The sequence below is a fragment of the Tardiphaga sp. 215_C5_N2_1 genome (genome assembly GCF_052076055.1).
GTDB lineage: Bacteria > Pseudomonadota > Alphaproteobacteria > Rhizobiales > Xanthobacteraceae > Tardiphaga > Tardiphaga robiniae.
The window spans coordinates 4,397,453-4,412,125 of the sequence record NZ_CP197240.1 but is presented as its reverse complement, the minus strand read 5'-3'; the positions used below and the strand labels follow the sequence as shown (position 1 = coordinate 4,412,125).

Here is a 14,673-nt window from a genome sequence, read left to right as displayed (position 1 = left end):
GCCTTAGTGCTTGAAGTGGCGGACGCCGGTGAACACCATTGCGATTCCGGCGTCATCCGCCGCCTTGATCACTTCATCGTCGCGGATCGAACCGCCCGGCTGGATCACGGCCGTGGCTCCGGCCTCGATCGCCACCAATAGTCCGTCGGCGAAGGGGAAGAACGCATCTGATGCGACGACCGATCCTTTGGTCATAGGCTCGGCGAGTTTCAGTTCGGCAGCAGCATCCTGCGCCTTACGTGCGGCAATCCGAGCGGAATCGACCCGGCTCATCTGGCCTGCACCGATACCGACGGTGGCAAGGTCCTTCGCGTAAATGATCGTGTTCGATTTGACATGCTTGGCCACACGGAATGCAAATTTGAGATCGCGCAATTCAGCTTCCGTCGGCTGCCGTTTGGTAACCGGCTTCAGGATCATGTCATCGACCACCGCGTTGTCACGGCTCTGCACCAGCAGGCCGCCGGCCACCGTCTTGTAGGTCAGGCCCGGCGCGCGCGGATCAGGCAGACTGCCCGCCAGCAGCAGGCGGATATTCCGTCGTTTGGCGATGATGGCGATTGCTTCTTCGGTGGCGTCCGGCGCGATGATCACCTCGGTCAGGATCTCGGTGATGGTCTGCGCGGTCTCCGCGTCCAGCGTGCGATTCATGGCAATGATGCCGCCGAAGGCCGAAGTAGAATCGCAGGCCAGTGCTTTGCGATAGGCGTCGATCAGGTTGCTGCCTTCGGCCACGCCGCAGGGGTTGGCGTGCTTGACGATGACGCAGGCTGCGGTGCGCTTTGGATCGAACTCGGCGATGCATTCATAGGCCGCATCGGTGTCGTTGATATTGTTGTAGGACAGTTGCTTGCCCTGCAACTGCCGCGCCGAGGATACGCCGGGGCGCAGTTCGGGCGTGCTATAGAACGCGGCGGTCTGATGCGGGTTCTCGCCGTAACGCAACGCTTCGACGAGCTTGCCGCCAACAGCCCGGAAATCCGGCGCATCGATTTTCAACTGATCGGCAAACCAGTTCGAGATCGCGGCGTCATAGGCCGCAGTGCGGGCATAAGCCTTGGCTGCCAGACGGCGGCGCAGCGTCAGCGTGGTCGCGCCCTTGTTGGTGGCGAGTTCGTCGAGCACCGACTGATAATCGGAGGGCTCAACCACGACGGTGACGTCGTCATGATTCTTGGAGGCTGCGCGGATCATTGCCGGACCGCCGATATCGATATTCTCGATACAATCCTCATAGGACGCGTTCTTCGCGACGGTCTCCTCGAACGGGTAGAGGTTCACGACGAGCAGATCGATCTGCGAAATTCCGTGATCCTTCATTGCCTTGGCGTGTTCGGCATTGTCGCGGATCGCGAGCAGGCCGCCATGAACCTTGGGATGCAGCGTCTTGACCCGGCCATCCATCATTTCCGGGAAGCCGGTGAGATCGGATACATCGGAGACCTTCAGGCCCGCCGCAGCGATCGCCTTGGCGGTACCGCCGGTGGAGACGAGGTCGATGCCGTGAGCAGACAGCGCGCGAGCAAATTCGATCAGCCCGGACTTGTCGGAAACGGACAATAGAGCGCGAGTAACCTTGCGCGGATGGTCGGTCATGATGCGTATCCCGTGGGAGAAGGACGCCGCGTAGCATGGTTTCGCGGTGCAAGAAACTGCAAGGGCTTGCATGCCAGCAATTTCGTCGTGAAGGCCTGATTTACAACGGCAATTCCGGCTCGCGGCGGGCGTTGCGGCGGGCCGTAGTCTGCGACGGCGAGGAGGCCGAGCGGGCAAAACTCCAGCGGATGCTGGAGGTCTGCTGGGCGTTCTGGTGGATCACGATCTGGGCGGTTCGGCGCGGTCCGTCATTGCCGGCCAGGAACACGCTGTCCTCCAGCTCGACCTTGTCGTCCAGCGCCTCGAAGGTCCAGACGTCGCGGTTCGGCAATACCAGCATGACACCGCGGGCGTCGCTGAGCCGGCTGGCCTTTACCGACGGGTGCAGATGGAAGCGCAAGGCGTAGTCGGTATTACTGCCTTTCAGCCGCGCGCCGGGCGCCGCCGCGACAATGTCCTCGCCCTCGAGTTTCGAACCGTCCTCGGAGATCATCAGCACGCGCCGATGGGTGACGCCAAAACGCGGGTGGTAGCCGTCATGCGCGGTGGTCAGGATGGTGCCGTTCGAGGTGATCTCGCGATAGCTCTCCACTACATGCGGGCCGTTGACGATCGGCGCGCCCTGCAGAAACTTCTTCATCGCGCTGCGTTCGATGAACTGGCACGACGAGGTGTTGTGATAGGTCATCGTCGAATGCGCGGGCGTGCCGCGCGCGAAAGCGCGCCAATTGTCGCGACCCGTCGAGGGCATGCCGCAATTGATGACGATGCGGCTCGGGCCGGACGACAGTTCGAACGACAACGTACCGGCATGCGCATCATGACTAACGCTCGGTGGCGGCGGCGGGCCGGTGTCGATGATCACGATCATCTGACCGGCTTCGAGACGCTGGAAGCCGGTATGCGGCATATGCGCCATCGGCACGCCGTGCGTGTCGTCATAGGCCAGCAGCGTCGCCAGCAGATGCGATGGCGCATTGCTCATACCGTTGAACAGTGCGAACGAGCCGTCGCCATGACGGAAGAATCGCAGCATCGGCATCATGCGATCGATCGCATTCAGTAGCGCCGGCGGTGGCGCGATGTTGCGGGCGGCAAAAGTCTGCCGCAGCGGCAGCAGATCGATCAGCAATTCGATCAACGCGCCCGGATTGCGCGAGATATGCCCGCCGTCCGGTAGAATCTGGCGCTGCAATTCGTCGGAGAGTTTGCGTGTGGCGGTACGGATGTGGCGCGCTTGATTGGCAAGGCACAGCGATGCGTAGCACAGAGCAATGAGCACCTGCAGCTTCGGCACGCCGTCGGGAGCGTGAGACAGCGCGTAGCGTAGCGAGCGGATCTCACGGCTGAGTGAGCGCAGATAGCGACGATAGAATTTTCCGTCGGTATCGCCGAGCACCAGCGGCGCCTGCGATAGCAGCGAGATCACACGGCGGGCGATGACGTCGGCGCGGCGTCCGACCGGGCGCTTGCGCGACGTATTCGACATCCAGTCGTCGATCAGCGAGCGCGCATTGGCGCGGGTGATGGCGGTGTCGGCGGCGCGCAGATGGCGGAGCCAGCCGAAGCCGAGCAGTGAAACTTCCCAGTCTTCCGATGGCGGTTCCAGATCGAAGATCGAGCGACCGTGGCAGGTGACGATCTTGCCGGCGAAGACGAAGCGCCCGGCATAGATTTCGGCGGCGCGGGTGGCATCGGTGGTGCGCAGATCATGCGGCGCGATGATCAGGCGATCTGTGCGTCCGGGCCAGAGCCGGGCCAGCGCTGCCGATCCGCCAGACGCGCGCGACATCGCGCTCCGCGCGAAGCGGCCGAGGATCAGCCCCGAGATACGTCTGCGATGTGCGACCACGCGCGCCTTGAACTGGAAGAGAAAGGGTTGTTGCGAATCCTTTTAGCCGGAAACGCGATCCGCACACAGTACAAGGAAGCTCCCTGTGGAAGCCTCGCGAATCGGGAGATTACTCTGTGAATATCAGGATTTAATGAGTCGCGCCGCATAGAAGCCGTCGAGCCCGCCGAGCCGAGGATCGGCATGGGGCAGATGGCTCGGCAAAGTGCGCAGATCGCCCTCGGGGGTGACGATCTCGGCCAGGCCGGCAACTTCACTGGCGTCGGCGGGGGCGCGGCGCATACTGGAATCCTTGGCCAGCAGGTCGGCGATGGCTTGTTCGCCTTCTTCTGGCTCCAGCGAACAGGTGCAATAGATCAGGGTTCCGCCGGGCTTCAGGATGGAAGCCGCCTTCTGCAGCAGGCGCCGCTGCAGCGCCGTCAGCATGACGATATCGGAGTCCTGTTTCAGCCAGGCGACGTCGGGATGCCGCCGGATAGTGCCAGTCGAGGAGCAGGGCGCGTCCAGCAACACGCCGTCAAAACCCTCGCCGGGATATTCGGTGCCGTCGACGACGACGGTTTCGGCTTCCAGCGACAGTCGCGCCAAATTTTCGCGCAGCCGCGCCACGCGGTTCGGCGAGCGGTCGATAGCAGTGACCTGCGCGCCGCCCTGGACCAATTGCGCAGTCTTGCCGCCCGGCGCGGCGCAGAGATCGACGATGCGTTTGCCCTTGAGGTCGCCGAACAGTCGTGCCGGCAGTGCCGCCGCGGCGTCCTGCACCCACCACTGGCCGTCATCGAAACCGGGCAACATGGTCACCGAGCCCTGCAGCAAGGTTCGGACGGAACCGGTTGGAAGCACTTCGCCGTGCAGGCGCGTGGCCCAGGCATCGGCTTCGGATTTGACGGTGAGATCGAGCGACGGCTCATGGCTCAGCGCCACGGCCATTTCCTTGGCTGCCGTCCCGCCGTAATGGGCCGTCCAGCGCGCCATCAGCCAGGGCGGGATGTCGAGAGTCTGGGCGGCAACTTCGTCGATCAGCGGCTGGCCTTCACGGGCGCAGCGTCGCAACACGGCATTGACCAGCCCTGCATATTTCGCGGCCTTACGGTCGGATTGCACCATGCGGACCGAGAGGTCGACGGCGGCGTGATCCGGCACATCCATCCAGAGGATCTGGGCAGCACCAATCAGGAGCGCGCTCTGCGCACGCGGGGCATCGGTGGGGACACCGCGGTCGAGCAGGCGGGAGAGAATATGCCCGAGCGTACCGAGCCGGCGCAGGATCGTCGCAACCAGACGTCGCATCAGCGCGCGGTCGCGGTCGGATAGCGTTTTCAGGCCGGGATGGGCCGCGGCGCCTTCGAGCTGGTCGTCGAGGGTCCGATGCTTGTGCAATACGCCGTCGAGAATATCCGCCGCAATCCGTCGCGCGGCGAGGCCGGGGACCTCGGTTGGCGGTGCGTATCTTACTTGCGACATGCGAAAACATCACGACGGAGGGCGGGCAATGGCGCGGGCAGGCTCAGCATGCGGCCACTGGATGGGAGCGATTCTGTCGCATGCGAATATGCCAAATGTAAGAATCGCCCTTATATGCTCACAGTCGAACGGCAACTGTTCGACATTGATTTATGTAACGCGTGCCGCCCTTGCCGGTTCAGCAGGAAACCTGAGATGAACGACATTCCTTCCGAGTCCGCAACGTCTTTGCCGGAGCCTGAGCCGGCATCGAAGAAAGTTTTGACGCCCGCCGCGCAGCGCGCGCTGGCCGAGGCAGAAGAACGTCGGGCTGCAGCTGCAGCAGCACATACTGCGGCGAAAGCGAAAGAGTTCCAGGGACCTGAAGGCCCGGAGCCCACGCGCTTTGGCGACTGGGAGCGTAAGGGCATTGCGTCCGACTTCTAACTCTTCGGATCACTGAGCCAGATTCTTCTGGCTGGTTGTTTCGACTCACATTATCGCAGGACGATGACCCCAGCATCGCGCATTCACCGTGCGTCGCCGTGGCGATCCCGCATGTCCGCGGCGATGCCGTGGGTATTCGTGCTCGGCCTGGCCGCCGGCACCATGCTGCCGGTGAAGCGTTGGCTGCCGTTCCTGCCCGGCGCGGATCAGACCGAGGCGGCCCGCGATTCCGAGGCGATCGTCAGGCGCGCCGGCAATGCTGAGGCGCGCTACTCGATCGAGATGCGCTATGCCATCGACGGCGATACTTTTGGCGCGCGCGTGCATCTTGGGTCGGGTGAAGACGTCAGCGTGCGCATTCGTTTGCGTGGCATCGATGCGCCGGAGCTGAAGGGGCAATGCGCGCGCGAGATTCAGAAAGCAGAAATCGCGACGGCTGCACTGACCAAGTTGCTCCGCGAGGGAAGTCTCACGATCTACAATATCGGGCCTGACAAATATCCCGGCCGCGTGGTCGCCGATGTCGCGACCAGGCAAACGCCCAACGTGTCTGCAGCAATGCTCAATGCAGGGCACGCGCGCCCGTATGGTGGCGGTCATCGCAACGGCTGGTGCGATAGCAGATGAGATCAGCAAAACAAAAAGCCGCGCATCATGCGCGGCTTTTCAGAATAGCGAAGCTGCCAGCGATCAGCGCTGGGTGACGATCACCGGCGTGCCGACCGAGACGCGCGAATAGAGGTCGGTGATGTCTTCGTTGTACATGCGGACGCAACCGTAAGAGACATAGCCGCCGATCGAATTGGGGCGGTTGGTGCCGTGGATGGCATATTCGCCGCCGGCGAGGGTCATTGCAGCAACGCCCATCGGATTGGCTGGCGAACCGCCCGCAATCACATCGGGGATATTAGGATTGTCACGCTTGACGTCGGCGGGCGGAGCCCAGGCCGGCTGGCGGTACTTGCCGTCGATCTTGGTGGCGCCGGCCCACTGTTTGCCGGGCTTGCCGACACCGACGGGATAGCGCACGGCCTGACCCTGTTCGAGCACGAGATACAGCTTACGCTCATTGGTCTTCACGACGATGGTGCCGGGGGCATAGTCGCCGTGGAAGCCGACCACATTGGGCGCTGCCTGCGCGGCGGGGGACATCAGGGCGCCAATGACAACGGTGGCTGCCAGCGCACTAGCAATCTTCAAGGACATCGATCTCTCCAGTTCGGCCCGGCCGGTAGCGGCCGACGAGGTCGTGCCGCCTCTCAAGGCGACGAAAACAATTGCACACGGGAAATTCTCAACCAGTCGCGTAAACAACCGGTCTCTGCCGGCGCGGGGGAGTGCGCCAACGAGCGCCTAAAGAGGAAATCCGCTGAACAAAGTAAATGCCCGGAAAACAACACTCGCTCTAAATTGGCCGGGGGTGGCCATCCGGCCCTGACAATCACGTGAGGGCAGCCAGATGCGATGCGTTGGAGGTCACTAGGCCAGCGTAAAGGCCTCATGGACGGCGGATTGTACCGCGCCGCCGAGGACAGCGCCGCCACCGGCCACATAGATCCAGTCGCCGATGACTGTGGCGCCGACCGCATGGCGCGGGGTCAGCATCGGCGCGTGGCTCTGCCAGGTGTCGGAGGCCGGGTCGTAGCTTTCCATCTGTCCGTACACCTTGCCTTGGGTGAGCTGGCCGTTCTGCACCACGCCGGATTCGCCGCCCATGGCGAACAGCCGGTCGCGATACACCACAAGACCATGGCCCGAACGGGTCGTCGGCAGTGCGGCGCGCAGCTCCCATGTGTCGCGCTCGGGCAGATACACATGGTGCAGATCGGTATTGTACTCGAACGTATTGAAACGCCCGCCGATCACATGGATCACGCCGCGCGTGGCGACGCAGCCGACATGGTCGCGCGCACCGGGCAGTGCCTTGCGGCTCTCCCATTTGTCGGTCTTGGGATCATAGACTTCGTGCCAACTGACACTGGCGCGCTCTGCCGCAGGTTCCGACGCGCCGCCGATCAGATGGATTTTGCCGTTCAGCGCAACGGCAGCGCCGGCACCGCGTGGTCGCGGCAAGGGCGCGATCGTATCCCAGCGATTGGCAGCGACATCATAGGCATAGGCGTTCTGGTCCGAGCCGCGGTTCTGCTGCATGAAACCGCCGAGCGCATAGACGCGTCCGGCATCGGCAGCGACCGAGACATGGTTGGCGCCGCGCGGCAGGGGCGCTGCGTCGAGCCACTGATCTGAAGCGGGATCGTAGACATGGTGATAGGGGCGGTCGACACGGCCTTCGCCGTAGCCGCCGACGATATGCATACGATCGGCCCATGATGTCGCCCAGGCCATCTCGCTGCGCGGCAACGGCAGTGCCGCACGCGATATCCACTTTCCTTGCGGCCCTTTCGGCGCCGGACTCTCTGTGACGCGCTGCGCCTCCTGCTCGGGCGTCATGTGATGCGGTACGCCACCTTGCAATTTGGCGTAGGGCTCTTTCGACGATGGTGCCGCAGGCAACGCGGGATGACCGGCATGTTGCGCACGGGCGGAAGCTCCGCCCGCAACAACTGCAGCACTTCCCAACACGAATGACCGACGATCCACCACATCACTCCGTGTTTGCCGACAGATTGGGCGAGCGGTTACGCCCCCGGCTTCTTGTTCTGCCGATGCTCGACGAGGTCGGTGACCACGGCGGGATCGGCCAGTGTCGATGTATCACCCAGAGATGACGGTTCGTCTTCGGCGATCTTGCGCAGGATGCGACGCATGATCTTGCCGGAGCGGGTCTTTGGTAGACCCGGTGCGAACTGGATCAGGTCTGGCGAGGCGATCGGGCCGATGTCCTTGCGAACCCAGGCCACGAGCTCCTTGCGCAGCTCTTCAGTCGGCTCGACGCCGTTCATCAGCGTGACATAAGCATAGATGCCCTGGCCCTTGATGTCGTGCGGATAGCCGACCACGGCGGCTTCCGACACTTTCTCATGCGCAACCAGCGACGATTCCACTTCGGCGGTGCCCATGCGGTGGCCGGAGACGTTGATGACGTCATCGACGCGGCCGGTGATCCAGTAATAGCCGTCGGCATCGCGGCGGCAGCCGTCGCCGGTGAAGTACTTGTTCTTGTAGGTCGAGAAATAGGTCTGTTCGAAACGGGCGTGATCGCCATAGACCGTCCGCATCTGGCCCGGCCATGACTTGGCGATGCAGAGATTGCCCGAGGTCTCGCCCTCCAGCACCTTGCCATCGGCATCGACGATCTCGGGGACGACACCAAAGAACGGCCGCGTCGCCGAACCCGGCTTCAGTTTCGTGGCGCCGGGCAGAGGCGTGATGAGAATGCCGCCGGTCTCGGTCTGCCACCAGGTGTCGACGATCGGCGCACGCGCCTCGCCGACCACGTGATAGTACCACTCCCAGGCTTCCGGATTGATCGGCTCGCCGACCGATCCCAGCAATCGCAGGCTCTTGCGCGAGGTTTTCTTCACCGGCTCGTCGCCGGCCTGCATCAGCGCGCGGATCGCGGTTGGCGCGGTGTAGAAGATGTTGACCTGATGCTTGTCGATGACTTCCCAGAAGCGCGACATCGACGGATAGTTCGGCACGCCTTCGAACATCAGCGTGGTCGCGCCGTTGGCCAGCGGCCCATAGAGAATGTAGCTGTGACCGGTCACCCAGCCGACGTCGGCGGTGCACCAGTAGATGTCACCCTCGTGATAGTCGAACACATATTGATGCGTCATCGACGCAAACAGCAGATAGCCGCCGGTGGTGTGCAGCACGCCCTTGGGCTGGCCGGTGGAGCCCGACGTATAAAGGATGAACAGCGGATCTTCCGCATTCATCGGCTCGCAGGGGCATTCGGTGGTGACGACTTCGGCGGCTTCGCGGTACCAGAAGTCACGGGCCGGATCCATGTTCACCGGTGTGCCGGTGTGCTTGACCACGACGACCCAGTCGACGCCGCCGGCCTTGGCGACCGCGGCATCGACATTGTTCTTCAGCGGCACCTTCTTGCCGCCGCGCAGGCCTTCATCGGCGGTGATGATGATCTTGGACTGGCAGTCAGTGATGCGCTGCGCCAGCGAGTCCGGCGAGAAGCCGGCGAAGACCACTGAATGGACCGCGCCGATGCGCGCGCAGGCCAGCATCGCGTAAGCGGCTTCCGGAATCATCGGCAGATAAATCGTGACGCGGTCGCCTTTGCCGACATTGCGGTTGCGCAACACGTTGGCCATCTTGCAAACTTCGTCGTGCAGTTCCTGATAGCTGATGTGCTTCGACTGCGAGGGGTCGTCGCCTTCCCAGATGATCGCGGTCTGGTTGGCGCGCTTCGGTAGATGGCGGTCGATGCAATTATAGGCGGCGTTCAATACGCCATCCTCGAACCACTTGATCGAGATATTGCCCGGGGCAAAGGACGTGTTTTCGATCTTGGTGGGGGCGTGGGTCCAGTTGAGGCGCTTGGCCTGCTCGGCCCAGAAGCCGTTGGAATCGCTGATCGAGCGCGCATACATCTCGTTGTATTTTGCGTCATCGACGAAGGCGCGCGTCGTCCACTCAGCCGGTACGTCGTAAATCTTGTCGGACATCGTCCCCTCCACCACCATGCGACCGCTGCGCGAATTCGCCGCCAGCCGGTTCTCGTTGCGCGCAATATGCGCCGGGGCGAGATAGCCGGACAAGCGGGGACGGACTAGGCCTTTGGTCGGTCCGCAAGGTCGCAGCCCCGATCACGTTCGCGTTTTGACGGCTCGGAAATTTCATCATAAAGCCAATTCGGGCGCTAAACGGTAACCAGTAACCGAAATTGCGTACCTGTGGACTCGCAATAGTTGCGGGAAGCCCCTAAATCGCCCTCGCAGGGACGGCCAAGCGGCCCGGAACCAAAAATCAATAAACGGCATTAGCAGAGACACAGGGCCGACGAGGCAGATAACACTATGATGGAACAGCAGAATTTCGCGCCTTCCCGGGCCGTTTCCGCCCGTTCCGTCGCGCGGCCAGCCCGTATGGCCAAGCCAAGCCCCGCGAGTGTGGAGGTTTTGGCCCGTGAAATGGGCCTGAAGCTCGGAGATCAGTCTGAGCTGACGATCCGCCGGCTCAAGCGCGGAAAATCTTATTCCTTCGTCAGGGCCAACGGCACCCCGATCAAGCATATTGGGACGATCAAGCGGCTGAACTCCATGGCAGTGCCCCCGGCCTATGCCGAGGTCCGCTATGCCGCTGATCCTACGTCGCATTTGCAGGCCGTAGGTCGCGACGCGGCCGGCCGCCTGCAATACCGCTATCACTCGGATTGGGAGAAGGTCCGCGAGCAACGCAAGGCGCATCGGCTGGCGAAGCTGGTGGCGGCACTGCCGAAGATCCGCCGCAACGTCTCGGCGCTTCTGGCTGGCGACGAGCCGACGCGTGAGTTCGCGCTCGCCGCTGTCATCGAACTGGTCACGCGGACCGCGATCCGTGCCGGCAACGAGAGCTACATGAAGCTGTCGGGCACCCGCGGCGCTACAACGCTGATGAAGTCGAACGTGCAGCTCGAAGACGATTGCATCGTGCTCACCTTCAAGGCCAAGGGCGGCAAGGCAGTGCGCAAGGAGTCCAATGCGTCGAAGCTCGTCCGCGCGATTGGTATCCTGCACGACGTGCCGGGCAAACGCCTGTTCCAGTATCGCGACAATGCTGGCCGCATTCACAAGGTCAACACGGCAGCAGTGAACGCCTTCCTGCGCGATATCGCCGGCATCAAGATTTCACTGAAGGATTTCCGCACTCTGATGGCGTCGGCGACGGTGGCTGAAACCCTGTCACGGATAGAGCCGGCAGCCAGTGAGCGCGGACGCAGGAAGCAGGTGCTCGAAGCCGTGCGGTCGGCGGCGGACGAATTGCAGAACACGGCGGCGATCTGCCGCAAGAGCTATGTGCACGATACCATCGTCACCGCCTTCGAAGACGGCGTCCTCGCGCGCATCGCCGCGACGCAAACGGGCTATCGCTCGCAATCGAAGCGGGAGCAGCTTTTGGCGCAGGTGGTGGCAGAGGCGGGGTAGTTAGGCCAGCGTCCACACCGCCGTGTTCTTGATCTCTGCATCTTCAAGATCGCGCGTCACGGGCACTCTGTATTCCGCGAGCTTGCGCAACTTGTCTTTCGGCAGATAGCTGCGGCCGGGGTCGCCGATCAGGACCGTTGCACCGCGCGCCGCTTGCTCTGAAAGAAATGCAAAGGCGCGCTCTGCGGTGTCGCGTTCATAGAAAATATCGCCTGCCAGAATCGTTTGTGCGGTCGGGACAGATGAGCCGCCGAGCAGATCGTCACCGCGAGCATTGATCGTAACGCCATTTTCAGCCGCGTTCAGTGCGATGGCCGTGCGCGCAAAGGCGTCGATGTCATAGGCGAAGACGCTGCTTGCCCCGGCTTTCATCGCGGCGATAGCCACCAGCCCCGACCCTGTTGCGAAATCGATGATGGTCTTTTCAGCAACATGCCCGGGATGATCGATAACAAAGCGCGCCAGTGCCTGTCCGCCGGCCCAGGCGAAGGCCCAGAACGGTGGCGGCAGTCCGGCTTCGCCGAGTTCTTCCTCAGTCTTGCTCCACAGCGGTACGGCCTCGTCGGCTGTGTGCAGCACAATGTTCGGCACCAGTGGCACCGGTCGCAGGCGCGTATTGGCGCGGATGAAAGCTACGGGATCAGTGATTGCAAGATTGGCCGCGCCGTCGGCGCTCACAATCCGCCCATTTTGCAGACGAGCTTCCACTCCTCCGCGGTCACCGGCTGCACCGAGAGCCGCGACAGTTTCAGCAGCGCCATCTCGCCGAGCTTTGGCTCGGCCTTCACGGCAACGAGCGTCACCGGCGTCTTCAAAGGCTTCTCGGCGGCAATGTTGACGCAGACGAACTTGCCGGATTCGTCGGTCGGGTCGGGATAATGCTCTTTCACGATCTCGACGATCCCGACAACTTCCTTGCCTTCGTTGGAATGATAGAAGAAGGCGCGATCACCTTTCTTCATGGCCATCATGTTGAGCTTGGCGCTGTGGTTGCGCACGCCGGTCCAGGCTTCGCCCTTCTTGCCCTTCGCCACCTGCTGGTCCCACGACCACACCGAAGGCTCCGATTTCACCAGCCAGTATTTCATCACGTCTCTAACCTTCTGCCTTGAACGGCCGCGTCAGCAGGCCATCGATTGCCTGATCGATGGTTGTCTGGCCGGCCAGAATTGCCGCCACGGCCTCTGCCACCGGCATATCGACGCCCTTCGATGTCGCAAGCTCCATCAGCACCGGCGCCGTGAATTCACCCTCGGCGAGTTTGTCGCGTGCAGGCTGTTCGCCGCGGCCCAATGCAACGCCGAGCGAAAAATTACGCGATTGCGCGCTTGAACAGCTCAAGATCAGATCGCCAAGACCTGACAGTCCCGATAGCGTCTCGGTGCGCGCGCCACATGCGATGCCTAGTCGCAGTAATTCGCTGAAGCCGCGCGTTGTGAGTGCTGCAAGGGCCGACGCGCCGAGCTGCTTGCCGGCGACGATACCCGCCGCAATTGCCAGTACGTTCTTCGCCGCACCGCCGATCTCGACGCCGCGCACATCGGTGGAGTGATAGGGACGGAACGTTGCCGAACCCAGGGCCTGCACGAGTGCGACAGCGATATCCTCGTCGGCGCAGGCGAGTGTCACGGCCGTGGGCAGGCCCGCTGCGACATCGTCGGCGAAATTCGGTCCCGACAGAATGGCAGGGATCGCATGCGGTGCGACGTCGGCGATGACTTCCGTCATGAATTTGTGACTGCCGCGCTCGATGCCCTTGGCGCAGGCGACCACCGGAACGCCTGCTGGCAATAGCGGCGCAAGCGCCGTCAATGCCTCGCGCAACTGCTGCGACGGGACGGCGAGCAGAATGATATCGGCGCGCGCTGCCAGCGAAAGATCGGCGGTGACGAAGACAGAGTCATCGATGGCTGCGCCGGGCAATCTCGGATTGGCGCGCGACGACTGCATCAGTTCGGCGGCTGCAGTCGAGCGTGCATAAAGCACGACCTCGCGACCGGCGCGCGCGGCGACATCGGCCAGCGCCGTGCCGTAAGCACCAGCGCCGATCACCGCCACAGAGTTGAAGTCAGCCATGATGTTCCCGTCAGTAAGCCGCGCGGGATTTGGAATGGCCCGCCGGCGCCTTGGCGTCAGCGTCGAGCAGCCAGCGCGCGCGGGGCGGTGCTTCCATCGTGTCGGTGAGTCCTAACGCAAGACGTTCCGCGCCGGCCCAGGCGATCATCGCGCCGTTGTCGGTGCACAGTGCCGGCGGCGGGATGATCAGCGTGGTCTGCGCTTTTGCGGCGACGGCCTGCAGCGCGCCGCGGATCGCCTGGTTGGAGGCGACACCGCCGGCTGCGACCAGCGCATGCGGCGGGCCGAATTGCGCTTCGAACAGTTTGAGGCCGACGCTCAACCGATCTGCCGTCGATTCTAGCGCTGCCGCCTGGAAGCTGGCGCAGAGATCCGCGATGTCCTGCTCTTCCAAAGGAATGAGACGGCTGGCTTCGTTACGGACCGCCGTCTTGAGACCGGAGAGCGAAAAATTCGCATCGGGCCGGCCAAGCATCGGCCGCGGAAACGCAAAGCGCTTGGGATCGCCACCGGCAGCGGCCCGCTCCACTTGCGGCCCGCCGGGATAGGGCAGGCCGAGCATCTTGGCGACCTTGTCGAAGGCTTCGCCCATGGCGTCATCGACGGTGGTGCCGAGCCGGACGTAGTGGCCGACGCCGAGCACCGCGACGATCTGGGTATGACCGCCGGAAACGAGAAACAGGCAATACGGAAACGCCAAGGAAGTGGTCAGCCGCGGCGTCAGCGCATGGGCTTCGAGATGGTTCACGGCCACCAGCGGGGTGTCATGCACCATGGCTATGGCTTTTGCGGTGGTGAGACCAACAATGACGCCGCCAATCAGGCCGGGTCCGGCGGCTGCGGCCACACCGCTCAGTTGCGCGAAATTGACGTCGGCGTCCTTCATGGCGCGACCGACGATGCCGTCGAGCAAGTCGATATGGGCGCGCGCGGCGATCTCGGGCACCACGCCGCCATAGGGCGCATGGTCGCTGATCTGCGAATGGACGATATTGGACAGGATCTTGCCGCTGCCGTCGGGCTGGCGTTCGACGACGGCGGCCGCGGTCTCATCGCAGGTCGTCTCGATTCCCAGCACCAGCATCGGTTGGTCGGTGGTCACTATCGGTCCTTGCTAAATCAGCCAAATCCGGGCTTTTCCTGTCCCCGGCGTAGCATTGCGGGGTTGCAAGGTGCAATCACTCGATGCCCTGCGTGGCATGCGAGACCCCC

At 63.0% G+C, this 14,673-nt stretch carries 13 protein-coding genes; 3 read left to right on the top strand and 10 right to left on the bottom strand.

What is annotated here, in order from left to right; genetic code table 11:
- Positions 1-3 precede the first annotated feature (3 nt).
- The 3 genes from purH to AB7828_RS20965 all read right to left on the bottom strand — a co-directional run bounded on the left by purH (position 4) and on the right by AB7828_RS20965 (position 4,912).
- Positions 4-1,596 (bottom strand): bifunctional phosphoribosylaminoimidazolecarboxamide formyltransferase/IMP cyclohydrolase, encoded by a 1,593-nt coding sequence (gene purH / locus AB7828_RS20975; RefSeq protein WP_441231064.1) that lies wholly within the window; start codon positions 1,594-1,596, stop codon positions 4-6.
- Positions 1,597-1,696: 100 nt separating this feature from the next.
- Entirely contained in the window at positions 1,697-3,388 is a 1,692-nt protein-coding gene (locus AB7828_RS20970) for a heparinase II/III family protein (protein WP_175369314.1), read from the bottom strand.
- A gap of 183 nt (positions 3,389-3,571) precedes the next feature.
- Complete coding sequence (locus AB7828_RS20965; RefSeq protein ID WP_441231063.1) at positions 3,572-4,912, bottom strand: RsmB/NOP family class I SAM-dependent RNA methyltransferase; 1,341 nt, start codon at positions 4,910-4,912, stop codon at positions 3,572-3,574.
- Positions 4,913-5,107: 195 nt separating this feature from the next.
- Between AB7828_RS20965 and AB7828_RS20960 the strand changes: the two genes are divergently transcribed.
- Together AB7828_RS20960 and AB7828_RS20955 are read left to right on the top strand one after the other, a co-directional pair.
- Entirely contained in the window at positions 5,108-5,338 is a 231-nt protein-coding gene (locus tag AB7828_RS20960; protein WP_309941640.1) for a DUF1674 domain-containing protein, read from the top strand.
- 111 nt (positions 5,339-5,449) lie between these two features.
- Positions 5,450-5,965 carry a thermonuclease family protein gene (locus AB7828_RS20955; protein ID WP_441231062.1) on the top strand — a complete coding sequence of 172 codons (516 nt, stop codon included), beginning with the start codon at positions 5,450-5,452 and terminating at the stop codon, positions 5,963-5,965.
- Between the two features lie 63 nt (positions 5,966-6,028).
- Here the strand turns inward: AB7828_RS20955 and AB7828_RS20950 are convergent, their stop codons facing one another.
- The 3 genes from AB7828_RS20950 to acs all read right to left on the bottom strand — a co-directional run bounded on the left by AB7828_RS20950 (position 6,029) and on the right by acs (position 9,927).
- Positions 6,029-6,544, bottom strand: coding sequence for a L,D-transpeptidase (locus tag AB7828_RS20950; RefSeq protein ID WP_309941643.1), 516 nt, complete (start codon positions 6,542-6,544; stop codon positions 6,029-6,031).
- 273 nt (positions 6,545-6,817) lie between these two features.
- A complete protein-coding gene (locus AB7828_RS20945; RefSeq protein WP_309941645.1) occupies positions 6,818-7,939 on the bottom strand; it encodes a Kelch repeat-containing protein in 1,122 nt (373 codons plus the stop codon).
- A gap of 38 nt (positions 7,940-7,977) precedes the next feature.
- Positions 7,978-9,927 (bottom strand): acetate--CoA ligase, encoded by a 1,950-nt coding sequence (acs, locus tag AB7828_RS20940; protein ID WP_175369309.1) that lies wholly within the window; start codon positions 9,925-9,927, stop codon positions 7,978-7,980.
- A 351-nt stretch (positions 9,928-10,278) separates the two neighbouring features.
- On the opposite strand from acs, the gene AB7828_RS20935 reads away from it, so the two are divergent.
- The gene (locus AB7828_RS20935) at positions 10,279-11,385 is read left to right on the top strand and encodes a DNA topoisomerase IB (RefSeq protein WP_089263196.1); all 1,107 of its coding nucleotides are present in this window, start codon (positions 10,279-10,281) and stop codon (positions 11,383-11,385) included.
- On the opposite strand, the gene AB7828_RS20930 is transcribed toward AB7828_RS20935, so the two are convergent.
- From AB7828_RS20930 to tsaD, 4 genes are read right to left on the bottom strand one after another with little or no spacing between them, the layout of a single operon-like run.
- Positions 11,386-12,063 (bottom strand): class I SAM-dependent methyltransferase, encoded by a 678-nt coding sequence (locus tag AB7828_RS20930; RefSeq protein WP_244528082.1) that lies wholly within the window; start codon positions 12,061-12,063, stop codon positions 11,386-11,388.
- Positions 12,060-12,473, bottom strand: a complete 414-nt coding sequence (locus tag AB7828_RS20925) for an EVE domain-containing protein (RefSeq protein WP_441231061.1) — start codon at positions 12,471-12,473, stop codon at positions 12,060-12,062. The genes AB7828_RS20930 and AB7828_RS20925 overlap by 4 nt, the downstream gene beginning before the upstream one ends.
- 7 nt (positions 12,474-12,480) lie before the next feature.
- The gene (locus tag AB7828_RS20920) at positions 12,481-13,461 is read right to left on the bottom strand and encodes an NAD(P)H-dependent glycerol-3-phosphate dehydrogenase (RefSeq protein WP_441231060.1); all 981 of its coding nucleotides are present in this window, start codon (positions 13,459-13,461) and stop codon (positions 12,481-12,483) included.
- A 10-nt stretch (positions 13,462-13,471) separates the two neighbouring features.
- Positions 13,472-14,545 carry a tRNA (adenosine(37)-N6)-threonylcarbamoyltransferase complex transferase subunit TsaD gene (tsaD, locus tag AB7828_RS20915; RefSeq protein ID WP_441232289.1) on the bottom strand — a complete coding sequence of 358 codons (1,074 nt, stop codon included), beginning with the start codon at positions 14,543-14,545 and terminating at the stop codon, positions 13,472-13,474.
- Between the last annotated feature and the right edge of the window lie 128 nt (positions 14,546-14,673).

Excerpts from the sequence above, each read along its gene's own strand:
- purH (WP_441231064.1), bottom strand. The coding sequence starts at position 1,596 with ATGACCGACCATCCGCGCAAGGTTACTCGCGCTCTATTGTCCGTTTCC.
- AB7828_RS20970 (WP_175369314.1), bottom strand. The coding sequence starts at position 3,388 with ATGTCGCGCGCGTCTGGCGGATCGGCAGCGCTGGCCCGGCTCTGGCCC.
- AB7828_RS20965 (WP_441231063.1), bottom strand. The coding sequence starts at position 4,912 with ATGTCGCAAGTAAGATACGCACCGCCAACCGAGGTCCCCGGCCTCGCC.
- AB7828_RS20960 (WP_309941640.1), top strand. The coding sequence starts at position 5,108 with ATGAACGACATTCCTTCCGAGTCCGCAACGTCTTTGCCGGAGCCTGAG.
- AB7828_RS20955 (WP_441231062.1), top strand. The coding sequence starts at position 5,450 with ATGTCCGCGGCGATGCCGTGGGTATTCGTGCTCGGCCTGGCCGCCGGC.
- AB7828_RS20950 (WP_309941643.1), bottom strand. The coding sequence starts at position 6,544 with ATGTCCTTGAAGATTGCTAGTGCGCTGGCAGCCACCGTTGTCATTGGC.
- acs (WP_175369309.1), bottom strand. The coding sequence starts at position 9,927 with ATGTCCGACAAGATTTACGACGTACCGGCTGAGTGGACGACGCGCGCC.
- AB7828_RS20935 (WP_089263196.1), top strand. The coding sequence starts at position 10,279 with ATGATGGAACAGCAGAATTTCGCGCCTTCCCGGGCCGTTTCCGCCCGT.
- AB7828_RS20925 (WP_441231061.1), bottom strand. The coding sequence starts at position 12,473 with ATGAAATACTGGCTGGTGAAATCGGAGCCTTCGGTGTGGTCGTGGGAC.
- AB7828_RS20920 (WP_441231060.1), bottom strand. The coding sequence starts at position 13,461 with ATGGCTGACTTCAACTCTGTGGCGGTGATCGGCGCTGGTGCTTACGGC.
- tsaD (WP_441232289.1), bottom strand. The coding sequence starts at position 14,545 with ATGCTGGTGCTGGGAATCGAGACGACCTGCGATGAGACCGCGGCCGCC.